This window comes from Levilactobacillus namurensis DSM 19117 (assembly GCF_001434785.1).
Classification (GTDB): Bacteria; Bacillota; Bacilli; order Lactobacillales; family Lactobacillaceae; genus Levilactobacillus; species Levilactobacillus namurensis.
The window spans coordinates 17,638-41,068 of the sequence record NZ_AZDT01000046.1; the positions used below are offsets into that span (position 1 = coordinate 17,638).

The 23,431-nt window shown below is 53.4% G+C and carries 20 protein-coding genes and 1 riboswitch; of the genes, 9 read left to right on the top strand and 11 right to left on the bottom strand.

The features are described from left to right. Positions 1–280: 280 nt before the first annotated feature. Complete coding sequence (locus FD30_RS07325) at positions 281–1,060, bottom strand: DUF6198 family protein (RefSeq protein WP_056944487.1); 780 nt, start codon at positions 1,058–1,060, stop codon at positions 281–283. Positions 1,061–1,433: 373 nt separating this feature from the next. Beyond that, positions 1,434–1,530, top strand: a riboswitch (guanidine-I (ykkC/yxkD leader). 70 nt (positions 1,531–1,600) lie between these two features. Between FD30_RS07325 and FD30_RS07330 the strand changes: the two genes are divergently transcribed. The 3 genes from FD30_RS07330 to FD30_RS07340 all read left to right on the top strand — a co-directional run bounded on the left by FD30_RS07330 (position 1,601) and on the right by FD30_RS07340 (position 4,018). Further along, positions 1,601–1,924, top strand: coding sequence for a DMT family transporter (locus FD30_RS07330; protein ID WP_056944488.1), 324 nt, complete (start codon positions 1,601–1,603; stop codon positions 1,922–1,924). Positions 1,925–1,927: 3 nt separating this feature from the next. Continuing rightward, positions 1,928–2,242, top strand: coding sequence for a DMT family transporter (locus FD30_RS07335; protein WP_056944489.1), 315 nt, complete (start codon positions 1,928–1,930; stop codon positions 2,240–2,242). Positions 2,243–2,401: 159 nt separating this feature from the next. Continuing rightward, the gene (locus tag FD30_RS07340; RefSeq protein ID WP_056944490.1) at positions 2,402–4,018 is read left to right on the top strand and encodes a putative polysaccharide biosynthesis protein; all 1,617 of its coding nucleotides are present in this window, start codon (positions 2,402–2,404) and stop codon (positions 4,016–4,018) included. A 93-nt stretch (positions 4,019–4,111) separates the two neighbouring features. Here FD30_RS07340 and FD30_RS07345 read toward each other — a convergent pair whose 3' ends face one another. From FD30_RS07345 to FD30_RS07375, 7 genes are all read right to left on the bottom strand, one after another. Beyond that, the gene (locus tag FD30_RS07345) at positions 4,112–4,375 is read right to left on the bottom strand and encodes a hypothetical protein (protein ID WP_147000013.1); all 264 of its coding nucleotides are present in this window, start codon (positions 4,373–4,375) and stop codon (positions 4,112–4,114) included. A 538-nt stretch (positions 4,376–4,913) separates the two neighbouring features. Further along, positions 4,914–5,747 carry a histidine phosphatase family protein gene (locus FD30_RS07350; protein WP_056944492.1) on the bottom strand — a complete coding sequence of 278 codons (834 nt, stop codon included), beginning with the start codon at positions 5,745–5,747 and terminating at the stop codon, positions 4,914–4,916. Between the two features lie 358 nt (positions 5,748–6,105). After that, positions 6,106–8,310 (bottom strand): glycoside hydrolase family 65 protein, encoded by a 2,205-nt coding sequence (locus FD30_RS07355; RefSeq protein WP_056944493.1) that lies wholly within the window; start codon positions 8,308–8,310, stop codon positions 6,106–6,108. A gap of 29 nt (positions 8,311–8,339) precedes the next feature. Continuing rightward, the gene (locus FD30_RS07360; RefSeq protein WP_056944494.1) at positions 8,340–9,392 is read right to left on the bottom strand and encodes an alpha/beta hydrolase fold domain-containing protein; all 1,053 of its coding nucleotides are present in this window, start codon (positions 9,390–9,392) and stop codon (positions 8,340–8,342) included. Between the two features lie 65 nt (positions 9,393–9,457). Beyond that, positions 9,458–10,321, bottom strand: coding sequence for an alpha/beta hydrolase (locus FD30_RS07365; protein WP_056944495.1), 864 nt, complete (start codon positions 10,319–10,321; stop codon positions 9,458–9,460). Beyond that, positions 10,308–11,741 (bottom strand): MFS transporter, encoded by a 1,434-nt coding sequence (locus FD30_RS07370; protein ID WP_056944496.1) that lies wholly within the window; start codon positions 11,739–11,741, stop codon positions 10,308–10,310. The genes FD30_RS07365 and FD30_RS07370 overlap by 14 nt, the downstream gene beginning before the upstream one ends. A gap of 383 nt (positions 11,742–12,124) precedes the next feature. Next, a complete protein-coding gene (locus FD30_RS07375; RefSeq protein ID WP_024747320.1) occupies positions 12,125–12,688 on the bottom strand; it encodes a matrixin family metalloprotease in 564 nt (187 codons plus the stop codon). Positions 12,689–13,327: 639 nt separating this feature from the next. Between FD30_RS07375 and FD30_RS07380 the strand changes: the two genes are divergently transcribed. Both FD30_RS07380 and FD30_RS07385 read left to right on the top strand, forming a co-directional pair. Beyond that, positions 13,328–16,150 (top strand): MucBP domain-containing protein, encoded by a 2,823-nt coding sequence (locus FD30_RS07380; protein ID WP_235803259.1) that lies wholly within the window; start codon positions 13,328–13,330, stop codon positions 16,148–16,150. 235 nt (positions 16,151–16,385) lie between these two features. Next, the gene (locus FD30_RS07385) at positions 16,386–17,252 is read left to right on the top strand and encodes a D-alanyl-D-alanine carboxypeptidase (protein ID WP_225426473.1); all 867 of its coding nucleotides are present in this window, start codon (positions 16,386–16,388) and stop codon (positions 17,250–17,252) included. A gap of 142 nt (positions 17,253–17,394) precedes the next feature. On the opposite strand, the gene FD30_RS07390 is transcribed toward FD30_RS07385, so the two are convergent. From FD30_RS07390 to FD30_RS07400, 3 genes are all read right to left on the bottom strand, one after another. Then, positions 17,395–17,862, bottom strand: coding sequence for a nucleoside 2-deoxyribosyltransferase (locus FD30_RS07390; RefSeq protein ID WP_225426474.1), 468 nt, complete (start codon positions 17,860–17,862; stop codon positions 17,395–17,397). Between the two features lie 77 nt (positions 17,863–17,939). After that, entirely contained in the window at positions 17,940–19,682 is a 1,743-nt protein-coding gene (locus FD30_RS11555; protein ID WP_056944499.1) for a DUF5776 domain-containing protein, read from the bottom strand. Between the two features lie 189 nt (positions 19,683–19,871). Beyond that, positions 19,872–20,399 (bottom strand): PadR family transcriptional regulator, encoded by a 528-nt coding sequence (locus FD30_RS07400; RefSeq protein ID WP_024747316.1) that lies wholly within the window; start codon positions 20,397–20,399, stop codon positions 19,872–19,874. A gap of 174 nt (positions 20,400–20,573) precedes the next feature. Here FD30_RS07400 and FD30_RS07405 point away from each other — a divergent pair, with 174 nt between their 5' ends. From FD30_RS07405 to FD30_RS07420, 4 genes are all read left to right on the top strand, one after another. Further along, positions 20,574–21,116: a phenolic acid decarboxylase gene (locus tag FD30_RS07405; RefSeq protein ID WP_056944500.1), complete on the top strand. Its 543-nt coding sequence runs from the start codon at positions 20,574–20,576 to the stop codon at positions 21,114–21,116. 53 nt (positions 21,117–21,169) lie between these two features. Then, positions 21,170–21,634: an NUDIX hydrolase gene (locus tag FD30_RS07410; protein WP_056944501.1), complete on the top strand. Its 465-nt coding sequence runs from the start codon at positions 21,170–21,172 to the stop codon at positions 21,632–21,634. Positions 21,635–21,881: 247 nt separating this feature from the next. Beyond that, complete coding sequence (locus FD30_RS07415) at positions 21,882–22,961, top strand: TcaA second domain-containing protein (RefSeq protein ID WP_056944502.1); 1,080 nt, start codon at positions 21,882–21,884, stop codon at positions 22,959–22,961. A gap of 19 nt (positions 22,962–22,980) precedes the next feature. After that, positions 22,981–23,421, top strand: coding sequence for a zinc ribbon domain-containing protein (locus tag FD30_RS07420; RefSeq protein ID WP_024747312.1), 441 nt, complete (start codon positions 22,981–22,983; stop codon positions 23,419–23,421). Positions 23,422–23,431 lie beyond the last annotated feature (10 nt).

A 23,431-nucleotide genomic window follows, 5' to 3' on the forward strand; every position in this document is an offset into this window, starting at 1 on the left:
TTCACCGGCTGGGCCCTATCGGCTGACGGGACCTCACATTGGTGCGCGATACTGCATGACACAGTTGCTCATGCTACCGCTAACGTAAGCCGTGAGGGCGGTCAGCTAGGGCTTAGCAGTGAAATTTGACTTGGGGAGCGTTTCTCAGCTGCCCTAGTCAAAGGCCCAGCTTCGAGACCGCTCTTTGGCTCGAAGTGGTGCCCACTGCGTTCCAGCCCTAGCTGGCCGCCCGGTAAGGCGCCAAGCGGGACCGGATGGATAAGACCCCTTCTAAACGCAACTAGTCGTTGTCCGTTGGCTTACCCACGTCTAGGGCTTGGTGCTTGAGCTTGGGGAAGACCCACTTGTCAGCAATCCCCGTGATGCCGCCTTGGGCGACGAAAGCGAAGATGGTCCCTAACCCGAAGTTGGTGAACTGCCGGGTCACGATGATCGCCACGATGGCCATCAAAGTCGGCGGAATGTAGGACACCCACATCGCCTTAGCAGCTTGCCCCTTAAAGTAGCGGAAGCGCAGAATCTGCATCAGATCGTCCGCCGGGTGCAGGACCAAGTTGACCCGTTGATAGATGGAAATGGCGGTCGCAATCAACGCCACCCCGACGAAGTTCAAGAAGACGTAGAAGATGACCATGCCCGTACTGCGTGCATCCGGTAGCCCGCCGAACAAAGTTGGGTAACTGCCCATAAAGAAGTCTTCAAAGACTTGAATCAACGCGGAGAACGGTACCATGAAGACCATGTTGCCGATGATTCGTTTCCAGCTCCAGTGATGCATCAGCACCGCGTTTAAGACCGCCGTTAAGAAGCCCATGATCAGAAACGCCCAGAAGAGGTTCCAGTGAAACGCCGTCCCTAAGTTGGCTTCCGCCGCCGTCCAATAGGCGGCCCCCAAGAAGGACGGGTGAATCTTGGCACTGGTGACCAACGTCAACACGTTCCCCGCGGAGTTGATGACCAGTGAAAACGCAAAGTACGCAATGGCTTTCCCCATTGAAATGGTTCGAGCCGCACTAGGATTGGCCGTCGCAGCCAAATCCGAAGTTGCTTCAACTTTCATTGTTTGATGTTCCTTTCTCACTTAACCCGTTTCGGACAACCGGTTGCAATGAACGCCACCTTAATTCCCGGGAAGGTCGTGGTTGGCGTCGAAATTTATCGTCTTTTAAATCACAATCTCTGATAATTTCGACGCACCGCGTTCACTTATCGGTTGCCCTGATTTTTAAAAGCGAGATTAGTATATCATTCACAATCCCAAATTATAGCCGTTTCTACGGGTTCTCAGAGTTCCAAAAGTGCGTCAATCCCCATTAAGCTTTCGATGTAATCGATTGTATTTTTTCGTGATTTTAATCACATTAAATTTAATTTTCTAGATTTCCCTTGCTAAAAGTCTCAATTCTTGCTAAGCTGATTTCAATTAAACACGCAGAAATGCCTTCTAGGGTTCCGTCACCACGTGAGTCTGGTCCGAGAGAAGGCCCCGGAAAATATTCCGGGACACGGAAGGAGAAAAGCCTGGGAGATTTTGTCGTCATTGACAGAATCCCCCAGGCTTTTTTCTAGCCATTTTACCTGTGTGAAGGAGGAATTTTTGATGTGGAAACACTGGTTCAGCGTCATTTATGGCGCCATTTTCGAAATTTCATGGGTCGTGGGCTTTAAGCACGCCACGACTTGGTGGGAGTGGGGATTGACCGCCATCGCCGTCTACCTGAGCTTCTACTTCTTAGTCACCGCCAGTCGTCACCTGCCGGCCGGGACGGCCTACGCCGTCTTCGTGGGCCTGGGGACCCTGGGCACCACCACGGTGGGCATGTTGCTCTTCGGCGAGGCCGTCAGTCTCTTGAAGATTGGCTTGATTTTACTGTTGTTAGTCGGAATCGGCGGGCTACAGACCGTCACGGAAAAGGAGGCGTAAGGCATGGCTTGGATCTGGTTAATCATTGCGGGCTTGTGTGAAATGATGGGTGTCACCTTCATGAACTGGGCCTTACACCGGCATACCTGGCAGCTCTGGACCGCCATGGTCGTGGCCTTTGCTGGAAGCTTCGGCTGTCTGGAACTGGCCTTACAAACGTTGCCCATGGGTACGGCTTACGCCATCTGGACCGGTATCGGGGCCGCGGGCGGCGTGATCACGGGCATGCTGTTCTTCGGCGAATCGCGAGACTGGCGTAAGTTACTCTGGGTCGTCGTGATTTTAAGTGCCACGGTGGGGTTGAAACTGATCGCCTAATCGCTCACCTCGTCGAATCTGGGGTCGAAAATCCCCGCTAGACCCGGCTGACGGCCTTTTCTTTTGATTTAAGAACCTTTAAAATGGACAAATGCGGTTCCATGACCGCTTAAATCAAACTAATCGCCGTTTTGGCTGAGTAAGAGAGTGCCTAAAAATATGAATAAGAAAATCATCTCCGGAACCTTCTGGCTGTCCTTCGGGAGCATCGTGTCGCGGATTCTGGGCGTCGTCTACCTGATTCCCTGGCTGTACATGATTGGCTCACCCTATCATCAGACCGCCGCGCAGGCCCTGTTCAACACCGCCTACACGCCCTACGCGCTGTTCATCTCGCTAGGGACGGCCGGGTTCCCCTCGGCGGTCGCCCGCCGTGTCGCCTACTTCAACGGGAAGGATGAGCCGGCCAACGCCCGGAGCGTCGCTAAGATTGGCTTCCTGGTCATGCTGGCCTCGGGAATCTTGTGTGGGATCTTGCTCTACCTGCTGGCGCCCACCATCGCCCACTCCAGTCCCGTGGCGTCCCCCAACGATGCCATCATCGCCATCCGCAGTCTGGTCCCGGCCATCATCTTAATTCCGTCAATGAGTGTCTTGCGGGGCTGGTTCCAGGGGAATTCTGACCTGAAACCCTATGGCTTGTCCCAACTCTGGGAACAGTTCATTCGCATCGTGACCATCCTGCTAGGGACCTACCTGATCATTGAGGTCTTCGGCAATAATTATAAATACGCCGTCTTCGTAAGTGTCTTCGCCGCCTTCATCGGGGCCGTGGCCAGCTACCTGTACCTGTTAAAACAACTGGGCGGCTACCGCACCCAAACCCCGACCGCAGACGCGGTCGTCTCACGGCGCGAACTCCTGCGGATGTTACGCATCGTGGTCTACGAGTCGATTCCGTTTATCTTCGTGGGGTCGGGTATCTCGCTGTGCCAGCTCTTCGACCAACTGTTTTTCAAACAAATCATGCAGGGGGCCTTACACCTCTCCGCCATCAAGACCCAGTACGCCTACACCATCTTCTCGGCCAACCCCAACAAGATCACCACGGTGGTTATCTCGCTGGCCATGGCCATCTCGGAGACGTCGCTTCCGCTGATTTCCAGTAAAATTGCGAACCTGCGGGACAACCGCGCGGGAATCGAACGGGACATCGAATCGAACCTTAACCTGATGACCTTCTTCCTGTTGCCGGCCGTACTGATGATTTGCGCCCTGGCATTTCCGATTTACGGGGTCTTCTTCAACTTCGACCGGCTGGGCGGCCATTACTTGATCTACAACGTCCTCCAGAGCTTTATTCTGGGAATGGCCATCAACGTGTTGACGGTCATGCAGGCCTTACGGATGAGTAAGAAGGCGACTTGGATTCTCTTGGGCGGCTTGGTCATCAAGCTGGCGCTCCAGTACCCGCTAGTCTACTTCTGGCAAGGGTTGGGCGCCATCCTCGCGACCAGTATCGCCTTCGGATTCGTGTTGCTGGCGAGTCTTCGCTTGATCCGCCACCACTACGCCTTGAACCTGACCAGTCTCAAGAAGACAGGCATCGTTAACGCCTTGTTACTGGTCGCCATGGTGGTCCTGATCATTGCGACCCACGGCCTGTACCCCATGACGGGCATCACCAACAAGTTCGTAGCCATGGTCTACGTGGCCGTCTGGGGCCTGATCTACCTGGGCATCTACCTGTTGTTGGCGAACCGTTCCGGCTTGACCCAACAACTGTTCCATAAGAAACTGGGCTACAAGTACTTCCGGTACAAGCATTTCGGCTAAAAAATTGATTGTTTAATTAAACCGGGCACTAGAAATTGTTGATTTCTAGTGCCCGGTTTAGTGTCGTCATAGAATCCCATTTTAATTTCCTGGTCATGTCTTCCCGTTCAAATCAGGAAGTGACTGCAATAATTTATCCAAATGCTCATTTTCCGACTTTTCGATGGTAAACAAAACCATATCAATAGATGTAAGCGTAAATCGAACTTGGTAGGTTCCAAGAAGATTTAAAAGTTCACTCAGTTTAGGCGTTAGGGCAACCCCTACCCTGAACTGAATTGTAGATTGAGCTGAATTTACGGCCACTACTTTTTGATCAGAAAGCACTATCTGAAGAAGCCTAATCAGGGTATTCATTTTAAGCCACCTGTTAAGCGCATCACTTTTAGACAAATAGACGTGGACCTGAATAGTCTCAACTTCAGACCTTGAGTTCAGTAGATCCATTTTAATTCTTCTAATGTAAACAATTTGAGCACTCAGCTCAATCATAAAAATATCTAAATTCTGGATTAACGTATTCAAAAATCATTTTTAGAAACAGACGTTTTGATTTATGAACACCGATAAAATCGGATTAGCATCTACCTTGAACCTAACGTGAGTTCAGCCACCACAACACCATGCTGTAACGTTGCCGTAGATGACAACCCCATCGCCAGTCGTGAAAGTTGACCAGGGGAATGTCTTGGCCTTTCTTAGTCAAAGGCCCAGCTTCGAGACCGCTCTTTGGCTCGAAGTGATGCCTACGGCGTTTCAGTCCTGACTACCCGGTAAGCCACTGACCCGCACTATTTTAACAATGTCCCGTCAACTCCCAGCATCCACAACGTCAAAACGGCCGGCACGCAAGGGAGCGCCGGTCGTTTTGGGTGACTAATTCAATTAACTTGGGTTATTTTGCCAGCTTGGCACCCTTGTTCACGTAGTACAGGGAACCAATCTTGCCGGAAACTGATAACTTATTGTTCTTGTACGTCAGCTTCGTCACTGAAGCGTTCTTCAGCGGCGTGCCTTTGTACTTCTTGGTCATACTTGCCAGGTATTCGTTGATCGACATCCCCGAGCTGACCACCAGGACGTTCCCGCCCCCGTGGCGCTTAGTGGTCTTGGCGATCTGCTTCAATTCCTTAGCCATCCGCTTCTGGACTTGCTTGGAACTTTCGGCCCGGTCACCCTTGACCAGCTTAGTCTTTTGACTGTTCTGCTTGTCTAAGGTGTAGTAGGCGTCCTGTAACTTGGTCCAGTAAGCCTTCCCCTGCTTAGCCATCATTTCGTCACCGTTCTTGTAGCCGTATACACCGGCGATCAGGGCGTTATCCGTGGCGATACTGTCCCCTTCAAAGCTCCCGTAGCCGCCTTCGCGTAAGGCAGAAGAGATCTTGACTTTGACCTTGGCGTTACCGGAGTACTTCAACGCGTGCTTGGCCGTGACTTCCTGCCGAGTCAGGTTCCCTGCGTAGGCGTACTTGAAGGTCTTCCCCTTTAACCCCCGGCCCAAATCGTTGGCGACCGCTAACCCGTTCTTAGTCAACGGGAAATCACTCCAGCCTTGAACCCGGCCCATCACGTTACCCGTGGTTTCGCCGTGCCGCGTCAAGTAGATCGTCACGGGTTTCGTAGTGGTCTTCTTCTTGGCTTGGGCCGACGTGGTCCCGGATAAGGCGAACGCACCGGTCGCGATAAGCGCGATACTAAGGGTGGTCTTTAGGGTCTGTGCTAACTTCATGAGCATGATGCCTCCTATATGTAAGTTGTAAGTGGTCTAGTTTCAAAGCCATCTCACGTGAATCGTTTTATTGAGAACTGGAATCGCTTACAAATCTAAAAATACCACAACCTGTTTTGACCCGCAACCCCTATTTTAGTGAATTTTTAGTTGGCTTCAGGATTTACGGTTAGTTTCAGAAAACAACCTACCTGCCGACCGCTTCTGAAATTGGTATAGCTAACATTTCAACCTATAACTGGTGACTGGATTTCCCCCTCACGTCAGTGTTCACTGCAAAAAACCACCAGCAGGTTGTCCCACTGGTGGTGCTTGCCCACATCGTCAACCGATCTAAGGTTGCGCTGCAAGTTTTGGTTTAGTTTTTCGTCACCGCAATCAAAGATTCCGGTCGGCCGTTGACGCTCACGTGCACGCTGGGACCACTGATTAAGCGCACCCGCGTCACATCAGCCGCTAAGTTGACTTCCAGCACACTCTTCCCCACCGTTAAGCGGTAGGACAGTGCCGTCAATTCCTGGGGCAAATGGTTGGTCACGTGGACCACACCAGCTTGGACGTGGAAGCCGGAGAATCCCGCCACTAACGCCAACCAACTACCTCCCAGATTGGCTAAATGCAGGCCATCGGCGGTATTGCCTTGGAGGTTGACCAGATCCATCCGCGCCGTATCCATGAAGTAGCGGTAGGCCTTCTCGGTGTCTCCCAACCGGGCCGCCAAGATGCTAAAGGTCGACCGCGACAGCGATGAATCGTGGGTGGTGACACCTTCATAATAGGTGTACTCACGTTTCAACTGTTCCGGGTCCAGGTCGTCCGGAAACAGGTAGTCCGCCAACATGGTATCCGCCTGCTTGGCGACCTGGTAGCGGTAGATGGTCAATGGATGGTAATGCAACAGCAACGGGAAGTTATCCGGCGTCATCCGGTCGGCTGGCCAGTGCGGCTTACTGAGGAAGCTGTCGTCCTGCGCATTGATCTTATAGTCTTGACTGTAAGGCAGGTAGATGTGCGCCGCCAAGTCCCGGAAGTGCGCCAGGTCCGCCGGCGTCACGTGCAGGTCCATCAAGCGTTCCGGATCATGCTTGGCCAAGTCGTCCGCTAACTGGACCACCAGCTCCAAGTTGTGTTTGGCCATCCGGTTGGTGTAGTAGTTGTTATTGACCAGCGCCGTGTATTCGTCGGGCCCCGTGACGGTCAAGAATTCGAAGCGCCGGAGGTCCCCCACCTGGTGCCAGGTCCCGAAGTCGGCCCAGAACCGCGCCGTCTCCAGAACCATCTCGAACCCACACTGGGCGATAAAGTCCCAGTCACCAGTCACGTCGTAGTACTTGCCCACCGCGTAGGCGATGTCGGCGTCAATATGGTACTGCGCGGTTCCGGCCGGATAGTAGGCCGAGGCTTCCTGCCCGTTGATGGTTCGCCAAGCGAACAGTGCGCCGTGTTCGACCCCCATCTGCCGGGCCCGTTCCCGCGCCTGCGGCAGGACCTGGTAGCGGTACTGTAACAGTTGCCGGGCCATCTGCGGGTGCGTATAGATGAAGTAGGGCAACATGAACATTTCGGTATCCCAGAAGTAATGCCCTTCGTACCCCGAACCGCTCAGGCCCTTCGCGGGGATATTGGTTCGGCCATCCCGCCCCGCGGACTGGTTCAGCTGAAAGACGTTATAGTGGATGGCTAGGTCCAGGGACGGGTTGCCCCCCACCCGGACTTCACCATGCCGCCAGACCTTTTGCCAGAAGCGCTGGTTATCATCAGCCAGCTCCTCGAGGGAACTGTCCAGCGCCGGGGTCACTGGGTCGATGGTGTTGAACTCACTGACCGCGCCCACGTAGGCCTGGTAGTCCAGCACGTGCGGTTGGTTGTCGCTGAGGTCGACCCGGTAGTTCAACAGGGTTCCCGCCGGCGTATTCATCCGCAGGTAGAGGGTCACCGCTAATTGGGATTGCTTGGTCTGGATCTGGTACCGCTGAAGGTTCGGGGCCGTAAACGCGGTCTTGCAGTTCGGCAGGCCCGCCATCCGGGTCTTCCGCGGGTCGGCCGAGGCAATGGCTTCGGCCGCAGCCGGAACCGCGATGGACTTGCTGACCACCAGTGGGCCCGCGTAGTTGTCCGCGGACAAGGTGTATCGCACCGCCCAGAAATCGTCGCGATTCTGACCAATCAGGGAGTCGACCGTGATCTGGATGGTCTCCCCCTGTTGTGACCTGGCCTGATACTGTTCCGTTAGCTTTCCCGTAGTCAGGTTCAGGTCCGCCGCAAGTCGTTTGCTGGCCGTGAACAAGTGCCCGTTGACCGTGGTGATGGTCAGGTGCCGCAAGTCCGCCAGGTTCACGATGGTCTGATGCTGTTTCGCGTACCCCACCCCAGCTTCGCCGTAGGTAATGGGCGCGGTTTCATAAAAGCCGTTGATCAACGTCCCACTAATCGGGTTGCCGCTGATGGGATCCGTGGCCCGAACCCCGAAATGGCCGTTGGCTAACGAAAAGATGGTCTCCAGATACTCCGGGCGGTCGCTACCCACGTCCCGTAAGGTCAAATGATAATCCTGTGTCGTCAAAATAATTCCTCCCCTATGCCTGTAAAATTTTAAAGTGACTGTGCCGCCATCTTCAAGGCGTCCTGGACCGCCGGGACGTTACCGGTAAAGTTCAAAAACGCGTGGCTCATGCCGCCGTAGCGAATATAGCGGGCGTCCTGATTCGCGGAGCCCACCTGGCGAATGAAGGCCTCGGCCTGGAGCCGAAACGGATCGAATTCCCCAATCAACACGGTGGTCTTCTTAAAGTTGTGCGGGTCCGCCAAGAGTGGCGACAGGAGTGGCGCCTTGAGGTCGACTGCTTGGCCGTTGACGTAGTAGTCACTCATGATTTCGTCTAATTGTTCAAAGAGTTGGTAGAACCGGTGTAACGCGGGGCGCTGACCCGCGACCACGTCAATCTGACGGTCGTTCCAGAGATCCCCTTGATAGTCGGACCCCTGAATCACGGTGGGGTAGAATAGGATGTGGCTGGCAATCTCGCAGATACCCATCGACCGGCACAGCTGACTCACGGCTAAGGCAATCGAGGCCCCCGCCGAGTCCCCGCTGACCGAGATCTGGGCGTAGGTCGCTTTCAAATCGGCGATAACCGCCAACCCGTCCAAGATCCCCGCCGGATACGGCTGTTCGGGTGCTAAGGCGTAATCGACGTTATAGACCACGCAGTTGGCCTGTTCCGCCAGGTACTTCATGGCGACTAAGACGTCTTCCGGCGTGCCCCCGTAATAGGCCCCGCCATGAAAGTACACCAAAGCGTGGTCCGCGTTCAAGTGATCCATCCGGGCGATTCGAATCACCCGCACCCGCCGGTTCATGGCTACGATCTGGCGCATCTGGATCTTCATGTCGGTGGTGGTCAGGTCCCGCTGCCCGGAGGTTTCCGTTCCCTGGCGCAAGCTGGTCAGGTCGGTGTCCAGGTGCGGATTCTCCGGAAGATCTTTCACGGTCTCCCAGATTAACGGCTCGTAGGTGTGCGGCGTCACCCGCTCCTTGAACCAGCTGGTCACCCCGTTTTGGACCTGGTGCGTCGTCAAGTGTGCCAAGCGCGTTAGCTCATCTTGATAGTCCGTCGACCGTTTGGTTGTCGTGTCATTTAACATGGTATCTTCCTCCCCATAACTCAAGTGATCGCGCCGTTATCCGTCGGTCGCGCGTTACCGCAAATTCATTGATTCCGCCAAAATGCGGTCAGGTTCCAGACCTGGTCCAGCCAGTCTAACTCATCGGCGAACCAGTGGGCGACCGTGGGTTGGACGAAGGCCGCTCCGAACGTCGCATCGGCCGCGTCGTAGCTCTTGGGAAACGCCGTAAAAGCGCGGGCCAAGGATAACCCGTGGGGCCCCGTCGCATAGATGGTGCTTTGGACGGAAACGCCCGCCGCCCGTAAGGCCTGGATATAGTGCTGGGCGTTGGTGACCGGCACCAGCTCATCTGTCTGGGTCGCCCAGATAAAGGTCGGTGGATTGGCCGCTGTGACTAGCTGGTCAGCCTCATGGTAGGGCCATTCCCCGGCAATCGCTTCTCGTTCGGGAGCCGTGCTAGGCCAGCCCAGGCGTAACCCGATTACCGGGTACGCTAGCGCTAAGGCGTTGACCTTCAGTTGGTCCGACGCGACGCCCAAGGCCTGAGTCAGAAACGGCGCCGACCAGTGATCCGCATAGAGGGCGGCCAGGTAACCCCCGGCCGAGAAGCCCGCCAGGATAAAGTGGTCGGGCGACAGATGATCGGCGACCGCCCGGGCCCGAAAGTAAGCCACCACCGTCCCTAACTGGTACAGGGCCGTGGGCAATACTGGGGGTTGGTCGGCTAACCGGTAATCCACCACCACCGCCGCAAATCCTTGGGCCAGATAATTTAACGCAATAATTTCGCTTTCCCGTTGCGAGTAGAAGGTAAAGCCGCCGCCCGGCAAGATGATTGCTAGGGGCCGCTTCTGGATCACGTGCAGATCCGCGATTGGGTCCGGTTGATAATAGGTCACCGTGACCCGGTAATCGCCCGCACCCAACGTCCGTTTAGAGACCTTCATCACTACTCAGCTCCTCATCGTCAGTCACCGAATCAACTTCCGTGGCGTCCTGTTCCGCTTTTGCGGCCTTCATCGAGGCGGCCACTTGGTCTTCATCCAGCTTGTAGAAGAGTAGGATGCCGGCAATCGCTAAGGCTAAGATCACCGGAACCCAGATGAAGCTGATGGAGATGGCCGCGTTAGCCGTGGCACTTTGGACCTTGGCCGTGGCTTGGAACCCGCCCCAGGATAAGATCCAGCCGGACAAGAAGCCGCCTAAGCCCATGCCCAACTTAGCCCCCACCATGGGGACCGAAGACAGGATGCCGGGTTCATCGATTTTGAGCGCCAACCGGGAATACTCCACGGTATCGGCGATCATCACGAAGGAAATGGAGAACGCCGCTCCCATGGCGATCGTCGCAATCACGGTCCCGGCAAACAGGAAGATCAGGTTTCCCGAGCTCAGTCCTAGGGGCATGATGGCTTCACCGATGGCAAAGGTGACTAGGGACACCATCATCACGTTACGGTGTTTCATCAGCTTACTCAAGAACGGCACGGAGAGGTTCCCGATAACGGCCACGATAATCAGTCCGTTGAACAGGCCAATCATGTCCGTCCGCCGGTAGACGTAGGTCAGGTAGTAGACCGCTGTTTGCATCCGGATGACCCAGAAAGTCTGTAACAGGATGAAGCCCAGGCTCAAAATCACCCACGGCTTGTTCTTCACGGCCCCTTTCAGAGATTCTCCCACGGAGAGGTGACTCTTGATGCCGTTCGCATCATCGGTCTGTTGGGTGGTCTCAACGGCGTTGTGTTCTCGTAAATTCAGGAAGGCGCCGAAGAATAGCAACATAATCACGGCCCCAATAATCACGGCCCAAATCGTCCAGCCCAGCTTAGTGTTGCCCCCGCCTAACTTAGCGACCATCGGTAAGGAGATGGCCCCAATCACGGCGGTCCCGATATTGGTCATGACCATCCGGGCACTGGCGAGGTTGGTTCGCTCGTCCGGGTCCGACGTCAGACTCGGCAGAATCGCCGTGATGGGCGTGTTGGCCCCGGAGTAGACCAGGCTGAACAGGGTGTAGACCACGGAGATCCAGGCCAGTTGGAAGGCCCGGTTCCCACCGAACGACGGGTTAAAGAATAATAGCATGGTCAATAAGCCCAAAGGCACCCCGAACCACAGGAAGTAGGGCCGGGACTTGCCGTACTTCGAATGCGTGTGGTCGATCAGGTAGCCGTAAACCACCCCATCGAACGCATCGATCACCCGGACCACCAAGAACAGGGTCCCCACGAACGCGGGTGAGATCCCCAGAACCGTGGTGTAGTAGAACAGAAGGTATAGCCCGACGATTTGCCAAATCAGGTTCCCGGCCATATCCGTGGCCCCGTAGAACCCCCGTTGTTTCCATAATTGCCATTTACTCATGAAATTTCCCTCCTCCTTAAGAATGGATCAGGTCTGTCGTAATAATTTTGCTTTTGTAATCGTTTTCATATAGTTAGCATACTGGTTGCGCCGCTAAACTGTAATCCCGATTTTTGACCATCGACTTACCTTTTCTAACGCTCTTATCTATTTAACCTAATTTCTACGAAACCTTCAATAAATGGCGTCTCACCGGGATAAGTTGCTGTTGGCGCTTAACTAACCTGTGACGTTCCCGAGAATCTGGTTAACCGTTCAGGGTTAAAAATGCCACCTTCATCGCTGGCCATACGAAAACGGGCCACCCCACCATCCTTGGCGGAGTGACCCGTTTTAATTTTGACTTAACCTGAAAACCAATTGGACTTAACCCGGACGACTGATTAGTCCGCGTAGGCCTTTTCTAAGGCAACTTTGTCTTGATGACTGATGGATTCGTAACGGTTGCTGGCGTACATCACGCTGCGGCGACTCTTGGAATGGCTCAGGCCCAGGGCGTGGCCCAGTTCATGGGTCGCCACGTTGGTCCGTTGCTTCTTGGTGTAGCTGAACGACGTCAACAGGTCCCGGTTTAGCGTGGAGTTCGCCGACACGATTTCGGCGTCCTCATCTTGATGGTTGTAGAAGGAATAGTTGGTGTAGCCGGTGAACAGGCCCTTTTGGGTGCTCAGAGAAGCGGACGTTTGTAACACGATGTCGGCTTTTTTCTGACTCTTAACGGCCTTTAACTTCACCGCACCGGTCTTGTTCCATTTTTTAACGGCGCTTTTCCAGATCTTTTGGTAGTATTTGGAGCTGCCGCTGTAGGTATAGGTGATTTTAGATGATTCCCAATGACCCCAAGAAGGCGTCTTAACCGCTGCGTCGGCGTGTGCGGTGCTGCCGATGAAGGCTAAGCTCATGGTGAAGATAACTAAGAAACTGATCTTTAAAGATTTAAACGTCATATAGGTTGAATTACTCGCTTTCTGTGATTGAGGGGTCATTACTTGTAAGTCCCTAGTATGGGGGCAGCGAGCCGTGAACAATATGCCCATCTGACGCACTATGGACATTTTCATGGTGACAATCTTAATGATGTGGATATATTTCATACCTTTTACGCTAATTTAGGCGCCAATCCCCTAGAATTCTTAAGGCTTGTGAATTCTGAGAAAACGCTTAACCACCGAACTGGGCCAAAACTAATTCGCTCGGTACTTTTTTCTAGGCGATTTAGTTATTGGGGAGAGTCGTTGAAGCGGTTGGTAAAAGTCCGAACATTAACTACTAAAATAGTCAAAAGGTCCCATCATCGTTCGTCTGCTTCCGATAATTCGTTGTCTGCTTTGTCATTTTTGCAGTATTGGCATGGACACATTTTCTTATTTGTGCAGCGGGTAAGCCGCGAGCTATCTTCTAACAAAACCCTTTTAAATTGGTATTTTCGGCAAACTTACTAATTGATAATGTATAAAAATCTTTTGTAGTATGGACTAAATGATTGCCGCATGTTATCCTAGATGGGGATAAATGATCTAGCGACTTAGACGGTGTTAGACCCAATCAAACCCGAACTTATTGATTTTAGAAGGGAAGTATGGATGATGACGACACACAATGCACGTACACTAAAAAGTAAGCGTTACCAATGGCTACTCTTAAGCTCGACGGCCCTCTCACTGGCCTTTTTATCAGCGACCAGTACCAGCGCCCAGGCGGACACGACGACTGAGGCGGCGGACCAGCAGAGTCAAGCGACGACCGCTTCTGTGACCCCATCCAAGACGGTCACGTTAACTTCGACGACAAAAGTGGAAACCACTGACCCGGATACTCCCGCGCCTACTACCGAAACTGACGACACCACCGAACCAACTGACCCAGACACCAATACGGAAACCAAAGACACCGCCAAGCCAACCGATCCAGACACCACTACGGAAACTGAAGACACTAACGAGCCAACGGATCCAGATACCACTACAGAAACCGAAGATACTACGCAACCAACCGATCCAAATACAACGACAGAAACTGACGACACCACCGAACCAGCCGATCCAGACACCACCACGGAAACTGAAAATTCCGATGTAGCCACTGATGCGGACGACTCCAACACAACGACTGCACCCGAGGACCTAACCGACGACCTTTCAGATCAAAACCAAACGGATGGGACGGACGACAACCAACTCAACAATTCCATCGCACCGACAGCTTTCAGTACGCCCGCACCGACCGCGTTAACCACGGACGCCACGGAAACTATCAATGACTGGATGCCGAATACGTACCTGCAGAACGATGTTTTAAAAGCGCTTAAAAAGCTGACAAACACCGGCAAAACCTGGTCTAGTGTCAACGACATCACCAAGGAAGACATGGCCCTTCTGGACAGATTATTCTTATCCGAATCCTATATTGATGGTGAAACCGACTATGCCCTAGATGGCCTGGAATATGCCACGAACTTAACCACCCTATGGCTCAATAACGGGCTAAATTCGCCCTCAGGTATGTACTTTGGTGATGTCCGTGACCTCACACCACTATCTGGATTAACCAAACTAACCGAACTAAACATCCAAAACAACAGCATTAGTGACCTCACGCCGCTGGCCAACTTGACTAACCTGACTAAACTTTCAGCCTCTTTTAACCATATTTCTGATTTCCGGCCTCTCCAAGGTCTAACTAACTTGAAAGACATCACCTACGGAAACCAATTTATCATTAAAGACACCCCCATTTACGTTAACCGAGCGGATAAGACGGCTAATCTTCCTAGTACCATCTACTTAATTGATGGCACTAAGGTTACCCTAGAGCCTAACAATGGGGTGGCTCAACCCATTCATTTCAATTCATCCACTTTCCACTACAAGTACAGTTGGCACTTCTTGGCCTCAAAGACTAAAGATGACGTGACGCAAGATGGTAACGGGGGCCTAAACTTCACCAATATTCAAGAACAAGCACCTGGCATTACCGGCGAATATAACGGCACAACGGTAGTTCCCGTCAAAGACAGCTACTATCTCACTGGCTCCTACACGATGCAGGGAATCGTTCAATTTGGCCTGGTTCAACCTTACGTCCTCTACGACTCAACAGTGACCGTTCACTACCAGGACACCCAGGGCAACACCATCGCCGATGACCAAGTTCTTTACGGTGATGTGGGCGGTGACTACACCACCCAGAAACAGGACATCGACGGCTACACGTTCCAAGAAATCCAAGGAAACGCTACAGGTCAATTTACGGATAAGGACCAAGAAGTGACCTACATCTACGCCCAAGATCCCGCGGAACAGGGTACCGTGACCGTCCACTACGTCGATGACCAGGGCAACACCATCGCTCCAGATGAAGTTCTCACCCAAGACGTGGGTAGCGACTACACCACCGAACAAAAGGAGATCGACGGCTACACCTTCAAGGACGTCACTGGGAACCCCACCGGGACCGTGACCGCAGAAGCGCAAGAAGTCACCTACGTTTACACCCAAGATCCCGCGGAACAAGGTACCGTGACCGTCCACTACGTTGATGACCAGGGCAACACCATCGCTCCAGATGAGGTTCTTACCCAAGACGTGGGTAGTGATTACACCACTGAACAAAAGGCTATCGACGGCTACACCTTTAAGGAAGTTAACGGTAATCCTACCGGGACCGTTACCACAGAAGCGCAAGAAGTCACCTACGTTTACACGGCCGACAAAGCCGCACAAGGGACCATCACCGTCCACTACGTTGATGAGAACGGAACAGCTATTGCGGAACCGACGACCATGACCGGTGACGAGGGCAGTGACTACACCACGACGCCGCGGACCATCGACGGCTACACGCTGGTCAAAACTCCGGACAACGCCTCCGGTAAATACACTGCCGGGAACCTCGACATCACCTACGTTTACCAAGCCGTGAACACTGGCGGCGGTAACGGTGGCGGTGATAACGGCGGTGGCGACAATGGTGGCAACGGTGGCGGCGACATCGACACTGGCGGAGGTGACAACGGCGGTGGTGATATCGACACTGGCGACGGCAACAATGGCGGTGGCGATATCGATACCGGGGAAAACGGCAATACCGTTGACCCTGAGATTCCGACAACACCAACCAAGCCAACTAAGCCAACTACTCCTGGCCAATCTGGTAACACGAGCGCCGGCGACTTGGTAAGTTCCGGGAACGCTGCAACGGGCTTACGGGCACCTCAGACGGGGACTACCAGCACCCCAACGGCCCTGACAACTGGCCAAGCAGCCGCAACTGCCACTCCTAACCAGACGGCGCAAGCTACCCTGCCACAGACTAACGAACAAAAATCAACTACCAGTCTCATCGGTTGGCTGGCCGCCATCGCCATTGGTGGCCTAGGCTTCCTGCGGTTCAAGCGGCGGGAACACTAACCGTTATATAAATGGTGTGAGGCACACAAGGAACGTTCCTGATACCCGAGTGCACAATCTAGTACCCGTAACTTTATATGAACTAAGGCACCCCATGAGGATTCAATGAGTCAGCGAGAATTCCATTTAGAAGAACAACCATAAACCACCCTGTCGGTTAACAGGGTGGTTTTTAATATTAATCTATCTACGTTACACTAATATATGAAGGAATATATTAGGGGGTAATAATAACATGAAGTTACATGGCAAAAATGTTGCAACGTTAATGCTGCTTGGCGTAGTTGCGGGGATTGGACTTACTACGGGGACAACGGCAAGTGCCAAGAAAATAACGTCATACACATGGAATTATGGAAATACTAAAAATTACAAATGGTCGGCGCCCAAAGATGATGCTGCACCATTGTATTATACGAATACTAAGAAAAACGGTTATATTTGGAATAAGAAATTCACCAAAAAGTTACATAATATCAAAAATTATCAATACACTTCTTGGTACGTTCATAAATCATTCAAGCGTCACGGGAAAGTTTACTATAAAGTCACTGGGAATAAGGTATCTGGCTATGTTTGGCATGGCTATGTAGCTCCGGCAATCGCTAAGGATATTAGTACGTTCAAGTCAGATAGTAGTTATATTAAGTATTTAAAGACCGATAAATCCCAAAAGCTGTCACGGGCACTTCTTAAATATTTCCCTGGTGCAAAAGTTAGTTTAGATGTATCTCGCCGTGGAGCTAATCTGTACAATGGAAAGAGTCTTATGGATTTAAAGGGCTACGAACATGCTATTAACTTAACTGCGCTAAATCATAAGCAAAAATTGGCAAATTTCACCTACAGCGAAAACATTTATAACATTCTTGAAGATCCGGTAACTAAGACAAATGCAGCTAAGGCTAAGAATGTGTATAAAGTACTGAAAAAGAATGGTTATACAAAAGGCAAAATTAAAGAATTGATTAATCAAGGGTATAAATTAGGAATATATATGGATGATGGTATGGGGGCTAGCGCTTCGAAGAGCGGTTATCCTTGGAAAATTAATACCTTCTTCAAAACAAAGTTCAATTATGCTCTATATCTTGCTAAATAAAAGTAGCCATTACGACTTGCTTAAAGTGAACCTTATATTGGGAACAAGCTTCTAAACCAATTATTAATTATCTTTTATTAATAATTGGATGTTAAAAAGCCACGGATACCTTATCCGTGGCTTTTTTGATATCCTATTTCATTTACCGAATTGCCCCATGGTATGTGAAGTCCTTGCTGGTGGGGTCTGCCAGGAATTGACGGGTCTGATCGAGGTCTTCTAAGACCGCTACGGCCGACTTCGCTAACATCACGTTGAACGTCTCACCCGTCTTCAGGGTCTCCATGTAGTACGCGATGGGAATCTCGCGCCCGAAGGCCATCCCCGTCTCCCAGATGGTCCCGGTATCGTAGTCGTCGACCACGGCTAAGACCAACTTGGCGGTCTTCAGATGCGCCGTGTTATCGGCAAAGACCGCATCCCGGTCGGCATCCGTCGCGTCCGGCGTCAAGTCGATTCCGTCTAGACGCGGTGAATAGTAGCTGATGCCCATGTCGTTCATCAAGTTCTCTAAAGCACCCAAGCGTTCCGGTTCTCCTGGGGCGAACCAGGGACCGGAAAGATAAACTTGGGGGTGTTCTGCGTGTACCCGTACTGTCAATACAATCACTCTCTTTCGTTAGTTACCGTTGAGTTTACCGGAAATCCGGTTCCCTGACTAGGGACAATCCGGGATGACCGCCGAACCTACTTGATCACCTGCACGTACTTGGCATTGGCGGTCACGTAACCCCCAGCGACCCGGTAACGCAACGTGCTCCCCTGCGTCAGGTCGGTCGGGTGACTGTACGCCCAGCCCACCACTTTGAGGGTCTGACCAGCGGTGTACCGCTGTTCACGCTGGGCGAAGTCGGCCGTTTGGTACCGGTAGATTGCCCGCCGGACCCGAATCTTTTGGACCGACTGGCGCTTCCCCGCCTGAACCAATTTCTTATTCGCCGTGAGGTAGGTCCCGTCGGTGAGCACGAACCGGGTGGTCAACCGGTGGTGGACGATCCGCTTCACCTTAACCACCTGACCCTGCCGGAAATGCCGGACCTTTTGGGTCAAGTTCTTCTGCCGGTAAGCGTTAGCGCCTTGTGGATTGATCACCGTGACCACCGCGTGGCGTCCCTGGTAATAGGTCGGCGTGACGTAGGCCGCCTTAGCGGTCACGTAACCGGTCAGCCCCCGGGTCTTACTCTGGTGGTTCACATCCCGGACCTGGTACCGCAACGTCCCTTTCGCCGTCCGCGCATAACCCGTGACCACGAACATCGGCCGGTCAGAGCGAGCCTTCTTGGCGTACCATTGGCGCCGCGTCTGGGTGGTAAAGTTCTTGGTCCGGTACAGGCCAATCTTGCGGGTGGCCGTCACGACGGTCCCCTTAGCCGCAACACCATCTCCACCACCAGCGTTGCCATTCCCGTCCGGATTGGGGTCAGGTTCAGGATCCGGGTCAGGTTCCGGCGCGGGTTCGGGGTTAGGTTCCGGGGTCGGCTCTGGAGTAGGCTCCGGTTCGCCGGGATCTGGTGGAATGATGGGATCCACATCCCCCAAGACGCCGGCCGCCATGGCCAAAATAAACCCGTCAATCCGGTAGGTCCCCGCGGCATCCTTAGTCAGGTAGTCCGTCATGGGCGCCTCCATCCGTTCCAGCATAAGCTTCTCCGAACGGGCGGGGTTCCACTGACTCAGGGTCTCTGGCGAATCGTTGGTGACCCCGTATTTGAGCATCAGGGAGTCCTTCATCCCTGGAATGGTATATTTATCAAACATCTGTTTATCCATAATCATCATGTCCATCGCATCAATAAACTTATCTTCACTCATCCCCTCAGGTTGCGCTAGTTCCCAGAGACGACTTAATCGCGGTCGTAAGTTCTGTTGATAATTAGCGACTAGGTCTGCATGGGCGGCTTCCGTCATCCCCTTAACCTGATACTGGGCAATCTGACTCAAGAACCACGCGTCTTGGAACGCCTGGAGACCCATTAACTCCTTGATTTCATCCGCGGTCCAGATCATCTCTTCGCTGTCCGCTTCACGCGCAACTAAAAAGTCCACGGCCCGCTCCCCGGGTTTGAGGACGACGGGGTCTTCCAGAAAGTCCCGCAAACTACTCGGTAACGACTCAAACATTTCCGCCTGATCCGCTGGTAACCCAGCCGTAATCTGGTCCAGGTAGTCCTGGTCGGCCAGTTGGGCCACCGTTAGCGACTTGGGCGCCTGGGGTACCAGGTAGCTCTTATCCAGCTGACCGTCCCGGTACAGCAAGGCGTAGGGCATCTCAACCTCACCAATCGGGTAATCCTGGGCCGCCGTCTGGGTGACTTGCGAGCCAGGAGTCGAGGTTAAATTTGTAGTTGAAGCGGTTACATTTGTGGTCCATAAACTTCCCGCCAAAACGGCGACCCCTAGGGCCACCCAGCGGCTTGCGCGGTGTCGCATAGGTTGTTCCTCCTTCATCATCCTTCGGGCGTTTTCCCTTGGAGTATAGCATAGGTTTTAACTAACACCTAAGGCTATGTCTCCCCTTGATCATAAACCATAAAAACCGCTCATTTGTAAATAGAACCGTTCCTTAAACTAAAAGCACACCGGCGCCCCATTCAGGGGGGCCGATGTGCCAATCTACCATTAATGGCGGTTCAACCACGCTAAGTACTGGGTCTCGCGTTCAATCGCGTGCTCTAGAATCAAGTAGTGCCCGTAGGCGGCGTCGATGGCGGCCTGGTCCGGGAAGACCGTCGCCATCCGCAAGTGGAGGTGGTCCAGCTGCGCTTGGTGTAACGTCACCTGCTCGTGAATCATCGCCGGGATCCGGGGGTCATCCGCCGACCGAATAAAGTACAGCTTAAGGATGAACTCGTCCTTGGTCGCCGTCAGTTCCGGCGACGGTTCACTGATCCAGGCCTCCAACTTTTGGCGGCCTTTATGCGTTAGCTGGTAAACCTTCTTGGCCAGCTTTTCACCGGTCACCGCATCTTGATGGGTGATTTCGCCATCGGTCTCCATCCGCTTGAGCATGGGATAGATCTGGCTGTGTTGCGCCTGCCAGAACTCCCCAATTTCGTGATCAAACGCCTTGGTCAGATCATAGCCCGTCTGGGAGCGCTGGTTCAATAACCCTAAAATAATGTATTGCAGTCGATTTCGCTGGCCGATGATGCTCAGTCCTTTCTGCCCGGTCTGCCGGGGTTTCCTGTCCTTATTGAACCAGTTTTTGAAAAAAAGTTCAAGCTGGGCCTTGACTTCACTGACCAATCCTCGTATCCTAATCAAGTTATTTAAAACATGTAAATATTGACATAGTGTAAATACAGAAAGGACGCGCAACACATGACTGAAAAAACCTTTAAAACTCTCGACGACTTCCTGGGCACCCACTTCATCTACACCTACGACAACGGTTGGGAATACGAATGGTACGCCAAGAACGACCACACCGTGGATTACCGAATTCACGGTGGGATGGTCGCCGGCCGCTGGGTCACCGACCAAGAAGCCCACATCGTGATGCTGGTTCCCGGCATCTACAAGGTGGCTTGGACGGAACCCACCGGGACCGACGTGGCCCTCGACTTTGTCCCGAACGATAAGAAGCTCAACGGGACCATCTTCTTCCCCAAGTGGGTTGAAGACCATCCTGAGATCACGGTGACCTACCAAAACGACCACATTGACTTAATGGAAGCTTCTCGCGAAAAGTATGACACCTACCCTAAGTTGGTGGTTCCCGAATTCGCTAAGATCACCTACATTGGCGACGCTGGTCAGAACAACGATGACGTGATCAACCAGGCCCCTTACGCGGGGATGACCGACGACATCCGCGCCGGCAAGTTCTACGACGCGAACTACCGGCACCCGAACCAGAAATAATCTCGCGTTTGCGGTACACTAGGGCTAATCCTCAAGGAAAGTAGGTCGATTCGATGGCAAACTATATCCAAGAAATCCGCGCCCTAGTGGGGCACAAACCGATTCTGTTAAACGCGAGCGGGGGCATTCTACTCAATGACCAGGGCCAAGTCTTACTCAACCTGCGGACGGACACCCACAACTGGAGCCTGCCCGGCGGCTACCTGGAGTACGGCGAGACCTTTGACGCCGCCTGCATCCGCGAATATCGAGAAGACAGCGGCATCGACGTAGCGCTGGTGGCCCCCATCGGACTGTTCGACCAAGGGTTCACCACCTACCCCAACGGCGACCAAGCCCAAGTGATCACGCGCTTATATCTGGTCCGCGCCGTGGGCGGCCAGGCCCTCCAGCAGGCCACCGACGAGACGCTGGATCTCCAGTACTTCAGCTTCGACGACCTGCCGCCCCTGTTGAACCAGCAGACGGCCGATATGCTCGCCGCGGCCCAGACCTATTGTCAATCCCATGAACACTAAAGCCTTAGGCGCTCAGAAGTTCCGACTTCTGAGCGCCTTTTGTAATCTCGCGGGATTTTACCCGCAATTCATGGCTTAATTTAGTAAAACGGGTCGTCGCCCTTTCCCGGTTTAGCGTATAATAATGTCAGGTCAGAACACTTGATGGGCCTGTTTTTTTAGCTGGAAAACCACCCTAGTTCTGCGTGATTTATAACTTGTATGATTAGAGTAGCCATCTAATTTCTTAAAAAGGAGCTTCGTCCCTATGCAAACCTGTCCGCATTGTCATCAACCCGTCACCGCTGGCAGTCGCTTCTGTGAACACTGCGGCTACGACCTGACCCAGGCCCCGGCCGCCACCGCTGGTCGCCGGCGGGCCAACTCACCGACGCCCCGGCCCCACCACCATTGGCTGGGCAAAGTCTTGGGTGGCGTGATTGTCTTGGCCGTGATCGTGGTCGCCTTCCTAGGTGTCGGCTTTTACCACCGCCAAGCCGGAAAGCCCAAGCAGATCACCACGATCACCGACGCCATCACGGCCAATCAAAGCAATGATCTAGCCAAGCACCTGACCAGTGACGACCCCAGCCTCAAGATCACGGGCGACACGGTCCAGCCGTTCTTGGACTACACCCGCAAGCATCCCCAGTACGTCAAGAACATGCGCGCTGACCTGCTGGATTCTGGCGAGACCCGCGACCACACCTTTAAGCTGGTCACGGCCGGCCACACCCTAGGCGTCCTGCCCGTGTATAAGCTGCAGGTGGCGACCATGCATCCCCACCTCAGCACTAACGCCGCCAACGCCACCATCCTGGCGAACAACGACGCAGTAATCACGGCCAAGAACGACCACTTCACCTACACCGCCGGCCCTCTGTTCCCCGGGCACTACACGTTCAAACTATCGGGGACCCGCGATAAGGCCAGCGTCACTACGAATCTGCTGGGAAGTCAGGACCGTAACCAGGCCATCACGTTGACCGCCAAGGCGGCGAAGACTACTAGTAGCGCGACCACCACGACCACCAGCAATTCCGGGACCGGCGAACAACCGCACCCCAACGACCAATCCAGCAGTGCCACGCGGGGACAACTGGAAGCTGACATGTCTTCGGACGCCCAGGAAGCCATCGACGCGGCCAGTGACGACTACGATTTCGACCCCGATGATGAACGCTACACGGTCTCCGAACCCCATCCACAGGTCCTCGAGATCAAGACCTACGACCGGGACACCGGCGTATCAGACGGAACTTACCGCTACGATCAAGTCCACTCGATCGTCAGCCTGTACAACGCCAGCACCGGTAAGTTCGAAACCAACGATGACGATGATGATTAACTGAAAGGAAGTCTTTAACATGAAACAAACGACTAGCCGTATCTGTTCCCAATGCGGGTACCAGAACGCCGGCGACGCCAACTTCTGCCTGAAGTGTGGCGCTAAGCTCTCCGCAGCCGACGACTACATCATGGTGCCCCACAGTAGTGATCTGTCCTTCCCCCTGACCGGGCTGGACCTAACGGACGACGAGATTGCCCAGACTAAGCGCTTCGTAATCACCCAAGCCACCACGATTCCGGCGGGTTACCGTAGCGCCGGCCTGGTCTTCGCGGAAAGTGACGTCGCCCCGCAAGCCGGGCAAAAGGCCGCTTGGGAGGACCTGATGAAGCATCTGATGGCCCTTCTATTGGCCAAGCACTACGACGGTTGCGCCCACATCGTGCTTCAACCGCAGCCCACTAACCCTAGTCAACTCTGTCTCTACGGCGAAGCCCTCGTGGCCCAGCCGCAAGTCTAAGGAGGCGCGT